Origin of the sequence: Collinsella sp. AF31-11, assembly GCF_003475605.1 — a bacterium.
Lineage (GTDB): Bacteria > Actinomycetota > Coriobacteriia > Coriobacteriales > Coriobacteriaceae > Collinsella.
Genome location: NZ_QRQS01000009.1, coordinates 73,296 through 91,879, shown reverse-complemented (window position 1 = coordinate 91,879; position 18,584 = coordinate 73,296). Strand labels below are relative to the sequence as shown.

Here is an 18,584-nt window from a genome sequence, read left to right as displayed (position 1 = left end):
CACATGCCGAGCACAAAGCGTATCTGCTTTAGTAAAACCGCAGGTCACAGAGGTGGCAGTTTTTGGTGTGCTCGGCAGATCGTAAAAAGTCTACTCACTTAGAATTTGGCTCTTTGGTTGGGGAGCTGCAGGCTCGTTTTGGTTGTCGAGAGAGGGTGAATTGAAGCGCCCACTCGCGCTCCATGCTACAATCGCCGGCATGCCCCACAATTACATCTGCCTTCGAAAGGAGCCTACGTGGCGAACGCCATCGATCAGCTCACGGACCGCGTGCTCGTGCTCGGCCGCCTCACCATCGTCCGCCGCGCCATTACTGCCGTGGCGGTCACGATTTCCGCCATTCTTCAGACATTTCTGATCCAGGCGTTCATTCAGCCCGCCGACCTGCTACCGAGCGGTCTCACCGGCGTCGCCGTCTTACTCGATCGCGTCACCTCGCTCGGCGGCGTTCATATCGATATCTCGCTCGGCATGCTGGCGCTCAACATCCCCGTGGCGCTCCTATGCTGGAGCGGCATTAGCAAGCGCTTCGTAATCTTCTCGATGATGCAAGTTGTGCTCTCGTCGTTGTTCCTCAATATCTTTCACTTCGCCCCGTTTTTGGGCGACAAGATCATGCTCATCATTTTTGGCGGCGTGGTCTCGGGCTTGGGCGCTGCCATCGCGCTTAAGTCCGGCGCATCCACCGGCGGTACCGACTTTATCGCTCTGTGGGTCTCCAACCACACGGGCAAGACCATCTGGGGCGTCATCTTTGGTTTTAACTGCTTTATCCTGGCGATCTTTGGCTTTATGTTTGGCTGGGACAACGCGGCGTACTCCATTGTGTTTCAATTTATATCGACCAAGACCATCGACAGCTTCTATCGCCGCTACGACCGCGTGACGCTGCAGATCACGACGCGCGAGGCAGATGAGGTCATGACCGCCTATGTCAATCACTTTCAGCACGGCATTAGCTGCGCCGAGGTCATTGGCGGATACAGCCGCGAAAAGATGTACCTGCTGCACACCGTTGTCTCGACCTACGAGAGCCAGGATATCGTCAAGCTGGTGTGCGACGTCGACCCCGGCGCCGTGATCAATGTGTTCCACACGCTTAACTTTGTGGGCGGCTGGTGGGGCGGTCATGTCGACGAGCCCATGCCTACGGCCGTACCCGATCCCGACAAGCCCGCGCGCATGGCCAGCAGGCAGGCCCGTCTGCACGATCAGGAAAGCTTGCAGCAGGACGACGGCAAGTAAAGATTTGCTGTATGCGGTGTATCGTTTTATCAAGCTGAGGTAATATATAAAAAGACGTTATATACGTATTAGTTATTTCGATATTTTGATAAGAGTGATCAGATATGCCAGCGCCCAAAAATGCACCGCTTTACCAGCAGATTTACGACGAGATCAAGGAAGCGATCGAGAAAGGTGTTTATGCACCTAAGGAGCGCATCCCGTCCGAGCTTGAGCTTGCCGAGCAGTACGAGGTGAGCCGCATTACGGTGCGCCGCGCCGTCGAGGAGCTGTGCTCCGATGGCTACCTGGTTAAGCAACAGGGTCGCGGCACCTTTGTTTCCACGCCGCACATCAACCGCCAGTTCCATGCCTCGACGCTGCAGACGTTTTCCGCGCTATGTGCCGACAACGGCATGAAGGCCGGCGCGCACGTGGTCGATCGCCAGATTGTGCCGGCGCGTCAAAACGAGATGGAGTTCTTTGGCCTGCAGAAGGACGCGCTGCTGCTGCATATCAAGCGCGTGCGTACGGCCGATGGCGAGCCCATATTTGAGGAGAACATCTTTGTGCCGTTTGACGCCTACCGTGAGCTGTTGACGGCCGATCTTGAGGACAAGTCGATTTTTGCCGAGGTCGAGCGTGTTGGTGGAACGCCGATTGTCTCGGTTGGCTACCGCACGGTCGAGGCCGTTCGAGCTAACGTCGAGCAGGCGGCAGAGCTGGGCATTGCTCCGCACGATCCGCTGCTCAACCTGCGTGCCGGCTTTACCGGTCCCAACGGCGAGCCGGTCCTGATGGGTAAGCAGTACTACGTGGGATCGCGCTACGTTATGGTGATGTAGTTCGGGATAGAAAACGAGAGTGGATAATCTCCCGTTTTAGGTCCGGTGGCGGCCTTAAAGTGGGAGATTATCCACTCTCGTTCGTCGGGTGTCCAAAAATCCACTCTCGTCCTTTCGGAACGCGTTGCTCGTGGCTAGCGGCAGCTCGGCGCTGGTCCGCGTGGCGGCGTATAATCGGCGGCAGAGGATTCTGACGTTAGGAAACCATGACCGATAGCATGCAGCAGATGGCGCTCGACACGCTCGGCGCCTATTTTGGTTACACCTCGTTTCGCCCGGGGCAGGACCGCATGGTCGATGCGATCCTTGCCGGTCGCGATGCGCTGGGCGTTATGCCCACGGGCGCCGGCAAGTCCATTTGCTACCAGGTGCCAGCGCTCATGCTGCCTGGCATCACCTTTGTGGTGAGCCCGCTGCTATCGCTTATGGAGGACCAGACCCGCGCGCTGCTCGCGGCGGGTGCACGCCCCAGCTATCTCAACTCCAGCCTTACCCCGGCCCAGCAAAACACCGTGCTCAAGCGGGCGCGTGAGGGGCGCTACCAGCTTATGTACGTCGCGCCCGAGCGCCTGCTCGAGCCGCGCTTTTTAGCCTTTGCGCAGGAGGCCGCGGCGGACGGCGGCATCGGCGTGCCGCTCGTGGCCATTGACGAGGCCCACTGCGTAAGCCAATGGGGCCAGGATTTCCGCCCCGCCTACCTGCAGATTCGCGAGTTCATCGATTCCCTGCCGCAGCGCCCCATCGTGGCGGCCTTTACCGCTACGGCGACCGAGCGCGTGCGTGCTGACATTCAGCAGATGCTCGGCCTGCAAAACCCCGCGTGCGTGGTGACGGGCTTCGACCGCAAGAACCTCTACTTTGGCTGCGAGGAGATGGGCGACAAGGCTAAGGCCGCCTGGGTGCGCGACTACGTAATCGCGCATTCGAGCGAGAGCGGTATCGTGTATTGCTCGACCCGCAAGACAGTCGATGCGCTCGCGGGCGAGCTCGCCGAGGCGCTGGGTCCCAGCGGCATTCGCGTGGGCCGATACCATGCCGGCATGGGCAACGACGCCCGTCGCCAAAGCCAGCGCGCCTTTATCGACGACGATATCCAGGTGATGGTCGCCACCAACGCCTTTGGCATGGGCATCGACAAGCCCAACGTGCGCTACGTCATCCATAACAACGTGCCCGAGAGCATCGAGGCCTACTATCAGGAGGCGGGTCGCGCCGGCCGCGATGGCGATCCTGCCAGCTGTCACCTGCTGTGGAATGGCAACGATTTTCGCATGCGCCGCTTTTTGATCGACCGCGGCGATGCGGCCGACGAGGCGCTCGACGATGAGCAGCGCGCGTGGGCGCTCCAGAATCGATATCGCCTGCTCAGTCAGATGGAAGGCTACTGCAATACCACCGGCTGCCTGCGCGAATACATGCTGCGTTACTTTGGCGACGAGGCCGCGGCCGAGCATGCGGCCGTAGGCGGCACCGCCTCGGATGACGCCGAGGGCTGCGGCAACTGCAGCAACTGCCTTACGCAGTTCGAGGTCGAGGACGTCACCGATATGGCCCGCGCCACCGTGCGCTATGTGGCCACGCGGCCCATGCGCTTTGGCAAGTCGCTCATCGCCGATGTGCTTCACGGCGGCAACACCGAGCGCGTGCGCCAGATGCATCTGGACGAGGATCGCGGTTATGGCGAGCTGTCGAGCGAATCGGTCGGGCGCATCAAGGACATCATCGGCCAGTTGTGCGGCCGCGGTTATTTGGCCGCCTCGCAGGGGCAGTACCCGGTTGTGGGGCTGGGTCCGCGTGCCGGCGAGGTCGAAGAGGAGGCGTTTGCCTTTACCGTTAAGCGCCGTGCGTCCAAGCGCAAGGCCTCGGCCCGCGCTCGCCGTGCGGTGGATCTGCTGCGCGAGGAGGCCGAGCTGGATCAGCGCCCGCGCGTGGGCGACGATGCCGAGCTATTCGAGCGCCTGCGTGCCCTGCGCAAGGAAATCTCGACCGAGCTGGAGATGGCGCCGTACATGGTCTTTTCCGACAAGGCCCTGCGCGGTCTGTGTCGCCTGCGTCCGCAGACGCGCGACGAGCTTATCCAGGTCAACGGCATCGGCGAGAAAAAGGCAGACGCCTTTGGCGAGCAGTTTATGGCGGCGATTGAAGAGTTTGAGTCCGAGCATGCGCGAGATGGAGCGTAACGATGGCAACTGACGATAAAACCGAGCGTGCCGACGTGTCCGCCGTGCCGCTGTACCAGCAGGTCATGGACGACCTAAAGGGCGAGATCGCGCGCGGCGTGTACGCGCCCGGCTCGCGCATTCCTTCCGAGATGGAGCTTGCGAAGTCCTACGGCGTGGGGCGCATTACCGTGCGCCGCGCCATTGAGGAGCTGTCGCGTGCGGGGTATCTCAACCGCCAACAGGGGAGGGGCACCTTTGTGTGCGCCCCCAAGCTCAAACGCAAGATTCGCCAGAAAGGCGATGTCCAGAGCTTTACCGAGGGCTGCGCCGCCAACGACATGGTGGCCGGAGCACGCTTGGTGTCGCGCACGGTGGTCGCGGCGACGCGCGAGGACGCGGCTTTTTTTGGCGTGGAGCCCGGCTGCGAGCTTATCGTGGTCGAGCGCGTGCGCACGGCAGATGGCGTGCCCGTCATGCTCGAGAACAACGCCTTTGTGCTGGCCGATCATCCCTACCTGCAGACGTTGGCCGATAAGGACCTCGCCGATAACTCGATCTTTGCGTTCGTTGCCGAGCATTCGGGCCGCGCACCGCTCAAGTCCGACCCCTGCACCGTGGAGATTGCGCTTGCCGATGCTCAGGCGGCCCCACTGCTGGAGGTGCCGGTCGGCGAGCCGCTCTTCTATATGGAGGCGTACTTTACCGATGCGGACGGGCGGCCCCTGCTGCTCGGGCGCCAAAAGATCGTGGGCTCGCGCTACTTGTTTGACATCTAACGCCCATAGACAGAACAACATAGAACAAATTTGCTGAAACGACTTCACCTGTGACAGTTCGCATGTTATAAATAGGACAACATAGAACGATCGCAGGTACGAGCTGTCGTCGTTCAAAGCCGCCACACAAGGAGGAGCGTCACGGTGAACGCACACGATCTGATTCAGGAAATTATCGAGCGCAAGGGTAAGATCGAGAACGTCTTTTGGATCGCCTGTGGCGGTTCGATGATCGACCTGATGCCGGCCAACGAGCTGCTCAAGCGCGAGGCAACCACGTTTGCCTCGACGGTCTACACCGCGCGCGAGTTTTGCCTGATGGCCCCCAAGAGCCTGGGGCCGAAGTCGCTCGTCGTCGCCTGCAGCCACAGCGGCAACACGCAGGAGGTCGTCGACGGTTGCGAGATGGCGCTGGCTGCCGGTGCCGAGGTCGTGGCTATGACCGACTATGCGGGTTCCAAGATCGACAACGGCAAGTGGACCATCTGGGTCTATCCGTGGGGCAAGGGCGAGTCGCAGGCCGAGGTCCCGCAGGGCATCGGCGTTCTGATGGCTGCCGAGCTGCTCGATCAGCAGGAAGGCTACGAGGCGCTCGCCGACATGTATGCCGGCCTTAAGCAGATGGACGCGCTGCTGCCCGCCGCCCGCGAGAAGGTCAACGCGGAGCTGGGCGACCGCTTTGCCGAGCTCTGCCAGCAGCACAAGTTCTTCTACATCCTGGGCTCCGGCCCCAACTTTAGCCAGACCTACGCTATGGCCATCTGCTCGCTCATGGAGATGCAGTGGCAGCACTGCTGCTACATCCACTCCGGCGAGTACTTCCACGGCCCCTTCGAGGCCACCGAGCCCGGCGTGTTCTACTTTGTGCAGCTCGGATCGGGCGAGTGCCGTCCCATGGAGGAGCGCGCGCTCGCATTCCTCAACACGCATACCGATACGGTCATGGTGCTCGATGCGCTCGAGTACGGCGTGGACGAGGTGCCGGCCAGCGTGCGTTCGTTCCTGGAGCCGATCTTCTTCTACGCGATGAGCTGCGAGCTGCGCGCCGCCCGCGGCAAGGTGTTCGACCACAGCCCCGAGGTTCGTCGCTATATGGGTGTCGAGCAGTACTAGGTACCGGGAAAAGTATTCACCTTCGATTCGCAAGCGAACAGCGTGCGTAAATAGCGGGCCGCACCGGGGATTTCCGGCGCGGCCCGCTCTGCATTGCGTCCATGCGTGGGGGGTATCGCGTCAACCGACGACCTACTTGGCGTCGTAGGCCTCGGCATCCCACCAGTCGAGCTGGGCAATGTTGTCACGGATGTGCTGGCAGCTCTTGTGGAAGCCTTCGAGCTCGTGCTCGGAAAGGTCGAGCGTGTAGACCTCCTCGACGCCCTCGGCACCGATCACGCACGGCAGGGAGGTAAAGATGCCTTCCTCGCCATACTGGCCGGTCATAAGCGTAGAGGCCGAAAGCACGGCGTGCTCGTTGTGCAGAACGGCGGCGCAGACGCGCGCGGCGGAGTTGGCGACGGCGTACTCGGTGCACTGCTTGCCGGCGTAGGTCACATAGCCGCCCTTGCGCGCGAGCTCCTCGATCTCCATGTGGTCGAAGGCGTACTTGTCGGGGTTTTCGGCCTGAAGCTCGGTGAGGCTCTTGCCGGCGATGGTTGCGGCCTTAAAGGCGGCAAGCTGGCTAAAGCCGTGCTCGCCGATCATGTAGGCGTCGATGGACTTGGGGCTCACGCCGATCTTCTTGGAGATCTCGGTGCGCAGGCGGGCGGAATCCAGGCCGCAGCCCGAGCCGATGATCTTCTTGGGATCGTAGCCGGTCAGGTGCCACAGCTCGGTGCACACGACGTCGCAGGGGTTGGAGATGCTCACGAAGATGCCGTCAAAGCCGGCGTCGACGATGCGCTTGGCAAAGGTGCGCGCGGCGTCGGTGGTAAAGAACAGCTCGCCGTCGCGGCTGCCAGCGGCCAGCGCGACCTTGCCGGCGGCATTGACGATGACGTCGCAGCAGGCCAGCTCCTCGTAGCGGTCGTAGCAGTTGACGATCTTGGTGTTGTACGGGACAAACGAAAGGGAGTCGCGCAGGTCCTGGACCTCGGACGTCACCTTGGCCTCGTTGATATCGCACAGGTACAGCTCGTCGGCAATGCCCTGCATAAGCAGGCTGTTGGCGACATGTGCTCCTACGTGGCCCTGGCCGACCACACCGATCTTACGCGTCTGGTACATATACGTATCCTTCCGGCCGAGTTTTTCGCGTCGAACCATTGTAGCGTCCTGTTGCCACTTTGCTAGACTAAAGTGCCGTAGATTTTTGGGACATGCCTTAATTTCTACTTTTGCGGCGTTGGAGGGTAGATTTTTGGGACCTACCCGAAAATCTACCGCTGGGCGATGTGCTCGCGCGGATGGGGTCGCTCGTTGTACCATAGCTGCAACTGACTCGTTAGGAGCTTCCATGCCCATTCGCATTCCCGACGCCCTCCCTGCCGCCGCGCAGCTCGAGAGTGAGAACATCTTTGTCATGACCGAGTACCGCGCGCTGCACCAGGACATCCGTCCGCTGCGCGTGCTCATCCTTAACCTCATGCCCACCAAGATCGCCACCGAGACGCAGATCATGCGCAAGCTCTCCAACACGCCGCTGCAGGTGGAGGTGGACCTGTTGCGCACCAAGACGCACGAGGCCACGCATGTGAGCGCCGGCCACTTGGAGACGTTCTACCGCACGTTCGACGACATCCGCGATATCCACTACGACGGCCTGATCATCACGGGTGCGCCGGTGGAGCAGATGCCGTTCGAAGAGGTCGACTACTGGCCCGAGCTCTGCCAGATCATGGATTGGTCTACCACGCACGTGCACTCTACGCTGCACATTTGCTGGGGCGCACAGGCGGGGCTCTACCATCATTACGGTATCCAGAAGCACGATCTGCCGGCAAAGGCGAGCGGCGTCTTTGAGCATTATCTGGTGAAGCCGCAGAGTCCGCTGGTCCGCGGCTTTGACGACCGTTTCTATGCCGTGCATTCGCGCAATACCGATGTGCGCCGCGAGGACGTGGAAGCCGAGCCGCAGCTCGAGGTCGTTGCCGTGTCCGACGAGGTGGGCCTGTACATCGTCAAGTCGACTGACAGCCGCCGCTTCTTTGTCTTTGGTCACCCCGAGTACGATACCGACACGCTGCGTCTGGAGTACGAGCGCGACGTGAAGCGCGGGCTTGATCCCGAGGTGCCGGCACATTACTTCCCGGGCGACGACCCCACCGCCGAGCCGCGCAACGTCTGGCGCAGCCAGGCTCAGCTGCTCTACACCAACTGGCTCAACTACTACGTCTACCAGACCACGCCCTACGACCTGGCCCGCGCCGGCGAGGAGCACTAGACTGCGATGGTACTGCTGTAGCCGTGGCTGATGTGGCGGCGATTAGGCGCTGATGATGTTGGGCAGCGGCAGGTCGTGGGCATCGGTGGGGACGTGGTTGATGCGTTGTTCGTCAAAGGCGATGCCGATGATTTGGCATGCGGGTGAGAGCATGGGCAGGTAGCGGTCGTAGCAACCGCCGCCGTAGCCCAGACGCGCGCCGGTTTGATCGAAGGCCACGAGTGGCACAACAATCATGTCGAGTGCTTCGGCAGGCACGATGGGGAAGCGGTCGCTGTCGATGTCCGTGGCCGCGAAGGCCCGCGCGGGGTGGGCGATAAACGGAGCCGCGAACGCATCGTCGGCGGCAACTGCTCGCATGCACATGCGCTGGCCACAAGCTGCGGCATCAATTGCCGAGAGCATGCACGGATGGGCCACGCGCCAGCCGCGTTTGGCGGCCGCAGCGGCAAAGGCGGCAGCATTTGCCTCGGAGCCCATGGCGGCATAGACGGCAACGGTGCGTGGTACCGTGGCACCCAAGCGATCAATCAGCTCGACAAGCCGTGCACAGATAGCGGCAGACTTTGCCGCCCGCGCATTCAACCCAATTGCATCGCGCCGGGCAATCACCGCCCGCCGCAACTCAGCCTTATCCATCCCAGCTCCCTCTCCCAAACCTACCAAAAAGGGACAGGTTTATTTTGGCAGGTTTTATCTGGGCAAACGTCGAAGCCGACGCAAAGGCGCCCTTTGTGGCGGCTTCGACTCGACGTTGGCTTCACAGCGCCGCAGCGATCGCTTCAGTCACAAACTTATTGAGTGACTCACCCTTCTTTGCCGCCGCCAGCGCTGCTTGCTTGTGGAGCTCAGAGCCCGTTCTTACGTTGAACGAGCCCTTAAAAGCCCGCTCGGGTTCCTTGCCCTTCTCGGCGCAAAACTCAAGGTAATCGTCGACGGCGTCGTGGAAGCATTGCTCCACTTCTTCAGCCGTGGAGCCTTCAAATACGATTGCGTCCCTAATGCCGGCGACCATACCTGTTAGCACATGCTGTTCGGCATCGAACTCGACCGGGGCGAAATAACCCTTGTATGCCAAAACGTTACTCATGACTACCTCCGACATCTTGCAGAAAGCGAACGATGTTTCGAATGGTCCCCGCTGTCAATTCGTCAGATGGATGAGGCGTGTGCATTACGAACATCCTGCCATCTGATGGCCTGTAGAAGCGAACGCGCGATCCGGATGTCTTGCCTTTGCTGTCCATTTCAAAGCCATATGAAGCCATAACTTTAAGAAAGTCAGCGAATCTATACGTTGAAGGACAGCTAAGCAGCTGGGCGATGAGTTTATCGGATCGAGTCATCCCGCCTCACATTCTGCAACTATATTCTAGTTGCAATTTCAGTTTGATGCAAGCATCTCTACTATAGAACATGTGTGCGTATAGAACAAGTGTTCGAATCACAACTGAGGAAGGAGACAGGCACCTTTGTGGTGGTCTGTGCTGTGGAGTGGGCGTCTGCGGCGGTTTGTCTCAATCTGTAACAGTAACACGGCAAAATTGGACCTAGATGTTACAGATTGAGACAAACCGCCGCGGTGGGCTGCGCCGCCCCGCTCAAATCGCAGAAAAAAGGTAGATTTTCAGACATGTCCCAAAAATCTACCTTTGGTGGTTAGCCCATCAGGTCGATGACGTTAAAGCCGGCGTTGCTCTTGGCGATGACGTCTCGACCGCCAAAGACGCAGGTCGGCGACTCGGCTGCGATGCGCGTCACATCGGCGCCGAGCGAGCGCAGTTCACCGGGCGTGGCGGCAAGCATCTGGGCGCGGCGCTTCTCGCGCGCGTCGGGATCGAGGCCGGCCAGGTAAGTCGTGTTGCGGCGTTTGGTGAGCGCGTACGGCTTCACGGGCGCGTCCATGCCGCTCACACAGCTTACGATAAAGCCCTCGAAGGCGGCCTCGTCGGGCTCAAAGTTGCCGAGCCATGCGCCCGCGCGCGCCACGCGCTCAATCGAGGGATCGATTGCCGGGTCGCGGTAGGTGTAGAACGCCGCCTGGCGCTCGCCGGCCGCGCGGAATCCGCAGCCGTACGCGCCGCCCTTTACGCGGATCTCGTTCCACAGGTAATCGTAGGAGAGCGCGTTGGCGGCAACCGCCCAGGCGCCCGTCACGTCGATGCCCAGACGGCGCGGGTCGCATGCGCTTGCCGCAAAGCAGATGTCGCTGGGGATGACAAAGGCCTCGTGGCGGTCGCGCGGCACCGGCACCACGAGCGCGTCGCGGCCGGCAGCGCCGCCGCCAGCGTCCGCGCTCAACCCCAGGTCGCCCGCGGCGGCCCAGTACGCGTTAAAGTCTTCATCGCTGCCGGTAAAGCTCGCCAGGCAGCCATCGGCCACAAAGATGCGGCCCGCCAGCTCGGCAAACTTGGCGCGCAGGCTATCCAAGCGCTCGTCAAAGTGTTCGAGCAGATCACGCAAGAACAGGTAGAAGTCCACGCCCGAGAGCTGTTCGCGCACCACGGCCGAAGGCGAGCTGTAACTCATCGCGCGACCGAGTGCTGCCGAGTGGCCGTTGTTGATAAAGCCCTGCTCAAGCCCAATGCGAATCTGCGTGAGCACGTCGCGCACGCGATCGGCGTCGGCATCGAGCAGCAGCGTGCTCGACCACACCTCGCGCGGCAGGTTTGCCAGCGCATCGATCTTCTCGGACAGGGCGCCGGCGCTTACCAGCAGGTAGGGGCGCACGCCGTCCACGTCGGGCTGCGTCATGACCTCGGTCGTAAAGCTCAAAAAGCCCAGCTTGCCGGCGATGAGATTATCGAGCTCCTCGGCCGAGTGCTCGCTCGTGGGCAGCTGCTTGAGCAGGCGGCAGAGCAGGGTCACGTAGGGCAGGTCCTCAAACGCGACGCAACCCAGATCGAAATATTGCATGGCGTAGGCCAGGCGGTTGGTGGGGATGTCGTGGCGCAGGCAGGGGATGGGCGCGGTTGTGTCCACGACCAGCGGCGGCTCGGGGCGTGCCTCGCTAATGTCGGACACGCGCAGGCGCGGCAGCGTGGCCTTGGCTTCGGGCGTGTCCTCGGCCTCCTGCGCGGCACGCAACGCGGCCGTGCGCTCGACCACGTCGGCCAGCTCGGTATCGGTCATGGCATCGCGCTTGGCTGCCAGCTCAGCGCCCTCGGCGCCCTCCGAACCGGAGCCGGCGTCCACCGGCACCAGCTCGACGAGCGCCATGTGGTCGTTTTCCAGCACCAGCTCGCGCAGCAGGTCCTCAAAGTAGCTACCGTCCAGCTCGCCGCGCAGCTCCTCGTACACCGGGCCGTACTTGAGCGCCAGCGACGCGGCGTTGTCATCGTAGAGCCAGGTGCTCAGCGCGTCGCACGCAATGGCCACGCCGTCGGCGATGCCGTAATCACGCTGGCGCAGGTCGTACTCGTTGCTGCTGATGATGGCTTCCAGGCGCTCGCGCGGAACGCCATGCTCGCACAGGTCGCGGCAGGCGTCTTGGAACACGCGGCGCAGCTCGCGCGCCACACCAGGCTGCGCGTTTTGCAGCATGATGAGCTCGTAGGGCTGCAGGCTTTCGGCCGCGGTGTAGCTCACCACGTTGCCGCCCACGCCGGCGGCCAGAATGGCCTTCTTAACCGGCGCTTCGTTGGAACCCAGCAGCGCCTCGAACAAGATATCCGCCGCGATCGTGCGCTTGCGGTCGAGCGCACTGCCCAGCACAAAGCCCAGGCCCACCAGGGCGTTCTCGGGCGTGGTGGCCATCTCGACGCGCTTATACTCGCAGGTCACGGGCGCCTGCACGCCCAGCGGATTGGGCGCCAGCGTGGACGGGTCCTCGCCGGCGGCGACGGCTGCGTCCATGCGGCGGTTCGCAGCGCTCGACTGCGACAAATAGCGCTCGTCCAAAAAGGCCAGCGCGCGGTCCACGTCCAGGTCGCCGTAGAGCGTGATGTAGGAGTTAGAGGGGTTGTAGTGGCGCGCGTGCGTGTCCAGGAACTGCTCGTAGGTGAGCGCGGGAATCGCGCGCGGGTCGCCGCCGCTCTCGTGCGCATAGGCGGTGTCGGGATAGAGCGCGGCGTTGACGGCGTCGTCCAGCACACTCATGGGGTCGGACAGTGCGCCCTTCATCTCGTTGAACACCACGCCGTTATAGCACAGCGTGCCCTCGCGCAGGCTGGCGGAGCTGTCGCCGTCCTCGCCCTCGACGCCCTCCGGCAGGTCCAGCTCGTAGTGCCAGCCCTCCTGCTCAAAAATGGTGGGCTTGGTATAGATAGCCGGGTTGAACACTGCGTCCAGGTACACGTCCATCAGGTTGTACAGGTCCTGCTCGTTGGTGGTGGCAACAGGGTAGATGGTCTTGTCGGGGTAGGTCATGGCGTTGAGGAACGTCTGCATGGAGCTCTTGATCAGGTCGACAAACGGCTCCTTGACGGGAAACTTGGCCGACCCGCACAGCACCGAGTGCTCAAGAATATGGAACACACCGGTGGAATCGGCCGGCGGCGTCTTAAAGCCAATGGCAAAAGCCTTGTTTTCGTCGTCGCACGCCAGGTACAGCAGGCGAGCGCCCGAGGCGGTGTGGCGAAGCACGTAGGCATCCGAGTCGAGCTCGGGCACGGTCTCGCAGCGCTCGACGGCAAAACCGTGGCAGGTGGTACCGGGCACCAGCAGCGCGGCAGCGGCGGCGCGCGGGTCGGTTGAGGTGGTGGGCATATGCAGTCTCCTTTGACGCCCCAGCGGGGGCGAATCGAGTCGAATCCTCGAGAGTATACCCATATGGAGCGCGGCTCTGCAGCGAACTGAAGACGATACCGGCGGATTGGGTAAAGGCCCCGCGTGACCGCCGCGCGAGCGTGGAAATTTGGACGCCTATCGAATGAGAGTGGATTTTCGGACGGAATCAGCCTCAAAACGCCCAAAAACCGTCCAAATACCCACCCTCATTTCCCGACCGTCCAAAATCCACGCTCATCCGCCGCCCACACATCTCTCATATCTCATTCGTCTCTAATACGAGAGATAACAGAAAGGTGAGAGATAAATATGAGAGATAACTGAGCAGCAAAGAGACAGGCAATCATGGTATTGTCTCAATACCGATTGTTCTACCAGCAAAAATATGTATAAATGAAGCAAATGGTAGACATTTCATCTCTATCTATCTCTTATCTCTAAGCCGAGAGATAGAGAGATAAATGAGAGATAATTACGAGAGATAACTGAGAGACGAGGGAAATCTATCCGCGGCATTCTCCGCAGGACCGAGCGAAAGGACGTGCAGATGAACGAAAACGAGCTGACCGGTCTGCTTGAGTCTTTAAGGCGTATGGGCTCGGATGATCTTAACGTCGAAGTGAAGGAGAGCGCCACGACGCTTTCCCGCGACGTGTGGGAAACGGTGAGCGCATTCGCGAACACTGCCGGCGGAATCATCGTGCTCGGAGTGAGTGAGCGCGCAGGTTTTGTCCCGGTTGAGAACTTCGAGACCGAGAAAGTGCTCAACCAATTTGTGTCAGGCATGGGTGATGCGGGCGGTCGAGGAAAGCTGGCCAATCCGCCCAAATACACGATCGAGCGAGTGGAGCTTCAGGGCGTCATCGTTCTCGTCATTACGATTGAGGAGCTCGATCCGTCGAGCAAGCCCTGCTATGTCATAGAGCGGGGCGCCCAGGGCGGCAGCTACAAGCGCATCGATGACAAAGATGTGCCGCTTTCATCGACCGAGGTGCTCGCATTGGCGTCATACGGTCGAGCGACTCCGAGCGATCGCGACGCGGTGGCGGGTGCGGGCGCGGACGATCTCGACGAGACGCTGGTCGACCGTACGATAGATCGGGCTTTCTCGTTGACGCCCCGGGCAATGCGCGGCGCGCCGGACAAACAAACGAAGCTGGAGCGCCTAAATATCCTTGATTCCCAGGGCAATGTCACCAAGGCTGGACTCCTAGTTGTGGGCACCTACCCTCAGCAGTTCTATCCCAAGCTCTTCATTGACGTGGCTGTCCATGCGGGAACTCAGAAGGGCATGGCGGGGTCGCTGAGGTTCATGGACCGCACAATCTGTGAGGGAACGTTGGGCGAGATGATCTCGGATGCCGTCGCAGCCGTCGCCAAGAATTTGCGGCGAACCTCGACCGTCCAAGGCGTCTCGCGTGTCGACTCGCTTGAGATTCCCGAGGAGGTTCTGCGCGAGGCAATCGCCAACGCCGTAATCCATCGAGAATACGGGGATCGGTTCTGTGGACAATCGATTGCCGTCGACGTCTTTGATGATCGTGTCGAGGTGACGAATCCTGGCGGCCTTTACGGGGGAAAGACTCGCGAGAACTTGTTTGACGGCAGCTCCCGATGCCGTAACGCGACGCTTGTGAAGCTCATGTCGATTGTCCCGCTGCCGGATGGCGCAGGTTCGCCGGCTGAGGGCAATGGCTCGGGCATCCCGATGATGATCGATGCCATGCGCGCGCATGGTCTGGCCGAGCCCCTGTTCTGCCCGGGATTCGATCGGTTCAAGGTCGTACTTTACCGTTCAAAGATCGAGCCGGTCGATCATGGCGGGGGCTTAATTGTGACGGCACTCAAACACTACGGCGAGCTGGGGACGCGCGAGCTGGCAGAGCACACAGGGCTCACAATTTCCCAGGTTAGGTCGCGCGTCAACGCGCTCATTGCTCAAGGCGAGCTTGAGCCCACGGCGCCGGCGACGAGCCGCAACCGCAAGTATCGACTGTCGGAGCGCGTGGGATAGATGCGTTAGTGGACGAGGCGACCCAATAATCGACTCTCGATTGGCGTCCATTAAGGTAAAGCGGTTGTTGCCCAGTCGACGGTGATGCTAAAGACTCGGCTTACGCCGGCATGGCCCCGAACCCGTCCATCAAGAACAGCCTAAGAACCAGCTTGATGACATATCCCGGTTTGACTTCAGCCGTGCCAAAGACGCTGCGCTCGGCGAGCTCGCTGCAGTATGCATAGATGTCGCGGATAAGGTCCGCGCCCGAAAGCGTAAACATGTAGCCTGCGTCCGAAAGCGCATTGGGTGCGGCGGGCAATTTGGTCATGCGACAAAAGGTCAACAGGTCGGGCGCCATAGCGTCCTGGTAGCCAAGATGGCTGCCGTCTTCTTGTGCGACGAGTTCCAGCTGGCGTACTCGATCCAGCGCCGCTGCCAGCACAAAGCTCGGTGTGGGAGCATTGACGTCCTCCGTGCTCGCCACGAGTCTGCCTGCTGCCTGCGTGACAAGCCAGGCGACCTCGCGCTGGCAGCGCACGGCCTTGCGTGTAACCGGCTTGATGGACGAAGAAGAAACGCTCCCCTTAGGCGGATTCGAAGCAGCTATAAGGCCCTCCCATGAACGACCCGGTCCAACAAGCCCGGATGAAACACGTGCTACATCAGTATACAGGGAAGTGGGACAGCGGGGTACAAGCGCGCCAGCGGCAAACCGAGAGCATCAACGACGTGCCGATCGCGGAATGAGACCTCGTAATAATTGACTCTCGGCCATATTATTGAGGGGCATGATTCGCGTTCGTATGGTTGTAGGTGCTGGCGATGAACGACATTGACCTTGCTGTTCCGTTGATGGATGGACCAAGCTATGACCGCGCCTGCAGTCTCGTGCCTTCCGAATACGTTGAGGCATGGGAGTGGTTTCTGGGTGAGGAACAGCGCGGCGGCGTTTGGACCAGCCTTCCGCACCACACCAAGGAAGATAGCCCTCAGTATCAGTATCGTTTGAGAATTGGCTCGGACTTCTTTCCCGTAACGCGGGATTCAGGGATCTTCTGGCCGGGCCAGGATCGGGTGAAGCAAGATCCCAATAAGATCTTTGCGCTTTCGGTCCATAACTCTAAAAAGAGCTTCTATACCGATGTGCCTCCGCTCTATTTGGACGATGGTACGTGGGTCATTAAGTACTCGGTTCAAGCGCCGGGTACCGTTGGTTTTCGAGACCAGAATTACAACCGTAAAATGCTCAACTGCATGGAATGTGGCGTTCCAGTCGGAGTCATATTTGCAACCGAGGTGGGCTACAAGGTGCTCGGCCTTGCGTTTGTTGAACGGTTCGAGCCCGAAAACGGATGGTTTGTTCTGCACGGTCCTGTTCATAAAGGCGGACCGGACCCTCGTTTTGCGCCCGACATGAGTTATCTGAAGCACATGCCCGTCGATATTGAGTTTGCCGGACAGGGTACGACCGATGACGAAAAAGTTCGCTATGCGTTAAGGCGCGAGCGACTGGGGCAACAATGGTTCCGCAAGCAGCTCGTTGCCGCCTATGACGGCCGTTGCGCGGTGTCGGACTGCGGCGTCAGCGAAGCTCTGGAGGCTGCACATATCGAGAATTACTCGGGCCCTAAATCGCAAGTTGCCAGCAATGGCATTCTGCTTCGGCGCGACTTACATTCCCTATTTGATGCTCATCTGATTTCGTTTGAGCCTGTTTGCGGTGAATATCGGCTGTGCGGATCGTACCTGCTGGATAAGACCGACTACGCTTCCTTTGCAGGTGCGACGCTAAGGCAGCCGAATGAGCGTCAGTGGCGACCCAATACGGCGTTTCTTGAGGCCCATCGCATTGAGTTCGATCGCTCGGAAAGGAAGCGTGAAAAGGCGGGGATTCTGCCGTATTAGCGTATTTGGCTTTGGTGGTCTTTTAAGATCGTGTTGTTTGATCGGATCGCGTGGCGATGCAATTTCGCGCGCACTTGCTGGTGCATGCTCTTCCTGGTTTCAATTACGGGAAGGGAGCGAGCGTGAGCTGGCGAGGCGATGTCGTGATGGGGAAGTACGGAAAACTGCCGCGTGCCCTTATCGACAACAATATGTTTCCGAGCGTAGGAGTTGATTGCGGGTCGTTTGTCGTCGCCTGTCCTTGTTGCGGCTCGCAAATACCGTGTCTCGACATTCGGTTCATCGATGCGCGCGACAGACTCAGTGACGAAGTGAGAAAACGGACAGGCGTTCATATGCCGGTGTACCCGGAGAAATACCCTGTTTGTGGCCTCGATATCGTGTACGACGCCGGCGACGAGGGATAGGTGATGCGGAGGAGCTGGCTGTGAAGGCCTCTCCGTCCCTACAAATAAATCCCCTCACCGAGTTGCTTGTGGAACTCGGCGTGATGGTCACGTGCCCAGGTAAAGAGCGCCTGGTCAAAGTCAGTGCGCGTAGCCGGGACGCCAAAGACGCCGGCAACTTCGACGCGCACAAACTCCAGTGCCGGCAGCTTGTTGATGGCAGTGAGGGCAAACGGGGATGAGGGCTCCTCGAACAGATAGCGGCTGCCTTGCAGCGCATCGCAACTGGTGCACGTGTTGCCGAGCGACGGGGCTTTGGAGGCTCGCGCGCCCACGGGCTTGTAGCCGCAGCGCTTATGAAGGTAGTCGCGGATCTCGCCCGGCGCGCAGCCAAGAGCGGGCACGATGGCGAGTGCGTTGGCGTTGGCCGTGTCGATGGCAATGTGCCCGGCTTCGTTGGGTGCGTGCGCGATGGCGATGCTCTCGTCGTTATCGGTTCGATAGGGAATGCCGAAGGCCGCGACCGAGGTCTCTTTGTGACACTTCCAGCACTCGCGCTTGCCCAGTACTAGATATATATACGGCGCCGAGAGGTCGGATCGGTCAACACCGGGCAGCCACTCGGCAAAGGGTTCGGGGTTGACGCCGCTAGGTACATACCAGATCTTCTTGGTTCGGTCCCATTTGGCGCCCAGCGCCTTGGCTTCTTCTTTGTGCGAAAAGGGAACATCGAGCTCGGTGCGCATGGCGGCTCCTTGGTGCTGCAGGTGCAAGTGGCTCAAGGATACCGCAGAGCGCAGACATCGCGGCGTTTTGCTGAGAAGTTGCGGTTCGGATGGGTTCGAGACGCGTTGGTCTCGGCCTCGGTGGCTATTGGGCGGTTGGAGCAGTTTGCGGCGCAGTTTTGTGCCTGGCTATTGTTGATGTTGGGGTATTGAATTTATTTGGCAGCCATTCGTCAGGTGAATTGATGCTACGTTGCGATGATGGTTGGAGCTGCCAGCGGATTTGGCGACATAAAACAAAACAGCCCAGAGACATAGCCTCTGAGCTGCGAACATTTGGTGGGCGTTAGAAGATTTGAACTTCTGACCTCTTCCGTGTCAGGGAAGCGCTCTCCCCCTGAGCTAAACGCCCGATCAAGGGTGCGCAAGTGCGCAAGGGATAATATAACGGAGCC

General features: G+C 60.4%; 15 protein-coding genes and 1 tRNA gene. 8 read left to right on the top strand and 8 right to left on the bottom strand.

Going from position 1 to position 18,584, the window contains the following annotated elements:
• Nucleotides 1-237 precede the first annotated feature (237 nt).
• The 5 genes from DWZ22_RS07285 (at nt 238) to DWZ22_RS07265 (ending at nt 6,120) form a co-directional block, all read left to right on the top strand.
• Complete coding sequence (locus DWZ22_RS07285; RefSeq protein WP_117743123.1) at nt 238-1,245, top strand: YitT family protein; 1,008 nt, start codon at nt 238-240, stop codon at nt 1,243-1,245.
• 104 nt (nt 1,246-1,349) lie between these two features.
• Complete coding sequence (locus DWZ22_RS07280) at nt 1,350-2,069, top strand: GntR family transcriptional regulator (protein ID WP_117735442.1); 720 nt, start codon at nt 1,350-1,352, stop codon at nt 2,067-2,069.
• A gap of 206 nt (nt 2,070-2,275) precedes the next feature.
• The gene (locus DWZ22_RS07275) at nt 2,276-4,249 is read left to right on the top strand and encodes an ATP-dependent DNA helicase RecQ (RefSeq protein ID WP_118405797.1); all 1,974 of its coding nucleotides are present in this window, start codon (nt 2,276-2,278) and stop codon (nt 4,247-4,249) included.
• Between the two features lie 2 nt (nt 4,250-4,251).
• Nucleotides 4,252-5,007 (top strand): GntR family transcriptional regulator, encoded by a 756-nt coding sequence (locus tag DWZ22_RS07270; protein WP_117735444.1) that lies wholly within the window; start codon nt 4,252-4,254, stop codon nt 5,005-5,007.
• Between the two features lie 144 nt (nt 5,008-5,151).
• The gene (locus tag DWZ22_RS07265; RefSeq protein ID WP_118405796.1) at nt 5,152-6,120 is read left to right on the top strand and encodes an SIS domain-containing protein; all 969 of its coding nucleotides are present in this window, start codon (nt 5,152-5,154) and stop codon (nt 6,118-6,120) included.
• A 132-nt stretch (nt 6,121-6,252) separates the two neighbouring features.
• On the opposite strand, the gene DWZ22_RS07260 is transcribed toward DWZ22_RS07265, so the two are convergent.
• On the bottom strand, nt 6,253-7,230 hold the full coding sequence (locus tag DWZ22_RS07260) for an L-lactate dehydrogenase (protein WP_117794022.1): 978 nt from the start codon (nt 7,228-7,230) through the stop codon (nt 6,253-6,255).
• 229 nt (nt 7,231-7,459) lie between these two features.
• Here DWZ22_RS07260 and metA point away from each other — a divergent pair, with 229 nt between their 5' ends.
• Nucleotides 7,460-8,386, top strand: coding sequence for a homoserine O-succinyltransferase (metA, locus tag DWZ22_RS07255; RefSeq protein WP_118405795.1), 927 nt, complete (start codon nt 7,460-7,462; stop codon nt 8,384-8,386).
• Nucleotides 8,387-8,428: 42 nt separating this feature from the next.
• On the opposite strand, the gene DWZ22_RS07250 is transcribed toward metA, so the two are convergent.
• From DWZ22_RS07250 to DWZ22_RS07235, 4 genes are all read right to left on the bottom strand, one after another.
• Nucleotides 8,429-9,025 carry a 5-formyltetrahydrofolate cyclo-ligase gene (locus DWZ22_RS07250; RefSeq protein ID WP_118405794.1) on the bottom strand — a complete coding sequence of 199 codons (597 nt, stop codon included), beginning with the start codon at nt 9,023-9,025 and terminating at the stop codon, nt 8,429-8,431.
• Between the two features lie 121 nt (nt 9,026-9,146).
• Entirely contained in the window at nt 9,147-9,476 is a 330-nt protein-coding gene (locus tag DWZ22_RS07245; RefSeq protein WP_022094981.1) for a type II toxin-antitoxin system HicB family antitoxin, read from the bottom strand.
• Entirely contained in the window at nt 9,469-9,732 is a 264-nt protein-coding gene (locus tag DWZ22_RS10690; protein ID WP_117735449.1) for a type II toxin-antitoxin system HicA family toxin, read from the bottom strand. The genes DWZ22_RS07245 and DWZ22_RS10690 overlap by 8 nt, the downstream gene beginning before the upstream one ends.
• A gap of 313 nt (nt 9,733-10,045) precedes the next feature.
• Entirely contained in the window at nt 10,046-13,093 is a 3,048-nt protein-coding gene (locus DWZ22_RS07235) for an insulinase family protein (RefSeq protein WP_118405793.1), read from the bottom strand.
• Nucleotides 13,094-13,661: 568 nt separating this feature from the next.
• Between DWZ22_RS07235 and DWZ22_RS07230 the strand changes: the two genes are divergently transcribed.
• Nucleotides 13,662-15,128: an ATP-binding protein gene (locus DWZ22_RS07230; RefSeq protein WP_117743130.1), complete on the top strand. Its 1,467-nt coding sequence runs from the start codon at nt 13,662-13,664 to the stop codon at nt 15,126-15,128.
• A 100-nt stretch (nt 15,129-15,228) separates the two neighbouring features.
• Here the strand turns inward: DWZ22_RS07230 and DWZ22_RS07225 are convergent, their stop codons facing one another.
• Nucleotides 15,229-15,651 carry a hypothetical protein gene (locus DWZ22_RS07225; RefSeq protein ID WP_117735452.1) on the bottom strand — a complete coding sequence of 141 codons (423 nt, stop codon included), beginning with the start codon at nt 15,649-15,651 and terminating at the stop codon, nt 15,229-15,231.
• Between the two features lie 284 nt (nt 15,652-15,935).
• Here DWZ22_RS07225 and DWZ22_RS07220 point away from each other — a divergent pair, with 284 nt between their 5' ends.
• Nucleotides 15,936-17,018: an HNH endonuclease gene (locus DWZ22_RS07220; RefSeq protein WP_118405792.1), complete on the top strand. Its 1,083-nt coding sequence runs from the start codon at nt 15,936-15,938 to the stop codon at nt 17,016-17,018.
• Nucleotides 17,019-17,463: 445 nt separating this feature from the next.
• Here DWZ22_RS07220 and DWZ22_RS07210 read toward each other — a convergent pair whose 3' ends face one another.
• On the bottom strand, nt 17,464-18,150 hold the full coding sequence (locus DWZ22_RS07210; protein WP_118093930.1) for a DUF5710 domain-containing protein: 687 nt from the start codon (nt 18,148-18,150) through the stop codon (nt 17,464-17,466).
• 316 nt (nt 18,151-18,466) lie between these two features.
• Nucleotides 18,467-18,541 (bottom strand) — tRNA-Val (locus DWZ22_RS07205).
• Nucleotides 18,542-18,584 lie beyond the last annotated feature (43 nt).

Bases quoted from the DNA above. Each gene is read 5' to 3' on its own strand.
- DWZ22_RS07245 (WP_022094981.1), bottom strand. From the start codon at position 9,476: ATGAGTAACGTTTTGGCATACAAGGGTTATTTCGCCCCGGTCGAGTTC.
- DWZ22_RS07250 (WP_118405794.1), bottom strand. From the start codon at position 9,025: ATGGATAAGGCTGAGTTGCGGCGGGCGGTGATTGCCCGGCGCGATGCA.
- metA (WP_118405795.1), top strand. From the start codon at position 7,460: ATGCCCATTCGCATTCCCGACGCCCTCCCTGCCGCCGCGCAGCTCGAG.
- DWZ22_RS07220 (WP_118405792.1), top strand. From the start codon at position 15,936: ATGAACGACATTGACCTTGCTGTTCCGTTGATGGATGGACCAAGCTAT.
- DWZ22_RS07210 (WP_118093930.1), bottom strand. From the start codon at position 18,150: ATGCGCACCGAGCTCGATGTTCCCTTTTCGCACAAAGAAGAAGCCAAG.
- DWZ22_RS07275 (WP_118405797.1), top strand. From the start codon at position 2,276: ATGACCGATAGCATGCAGCAGATGGCGCTCGACACGCTCGGCGCCTAT.
- DWZ22_RS07280 (WP_117735442.1), top strand. From the start codon at position 1,350: ATGCCAGCGCCCAAAAATGCACCGCTTTACCAGCAGATTTACGACGAG.
- DWZ22_RS07260 (WP_117794022.1), bottom strand. From the start codon at position 7,230: ATGTACCAGACGCGTAAGATCGGTGTGGTCGGCCAGGGCCACGTAGGA.
- DWZ22_RS07230 (WP_117743130.1), top strand. From the start codon at position 13,662: ATGAACGAAAACGAGCTGACCGGTCTGCTTGAGTCTTTAAGGCGTATG.
- DWZ22_RS10690 (WP_117735449.1), bottom strand. From the start codon at position 9,732: ATGACTCGATCCGATAAACTCATCGCCCAGCTGCTTAGCTGTCCTTCA.
- DWZ22_RS07235 (WP_118405793.1), bottom strand. From the start codon at position 13,093: ATGCCCACCACCTCAACCGACCCGCGCGCCGCCGCTGCCGCGCTGCTG.
- DWZ22_RS07270 (WP_117735444.1), top strand. From the start codon at position 4,252: ATGGCAACTGACGATAAAACCGAGCGTGCCGACGTGTCCGCCGTGCCG.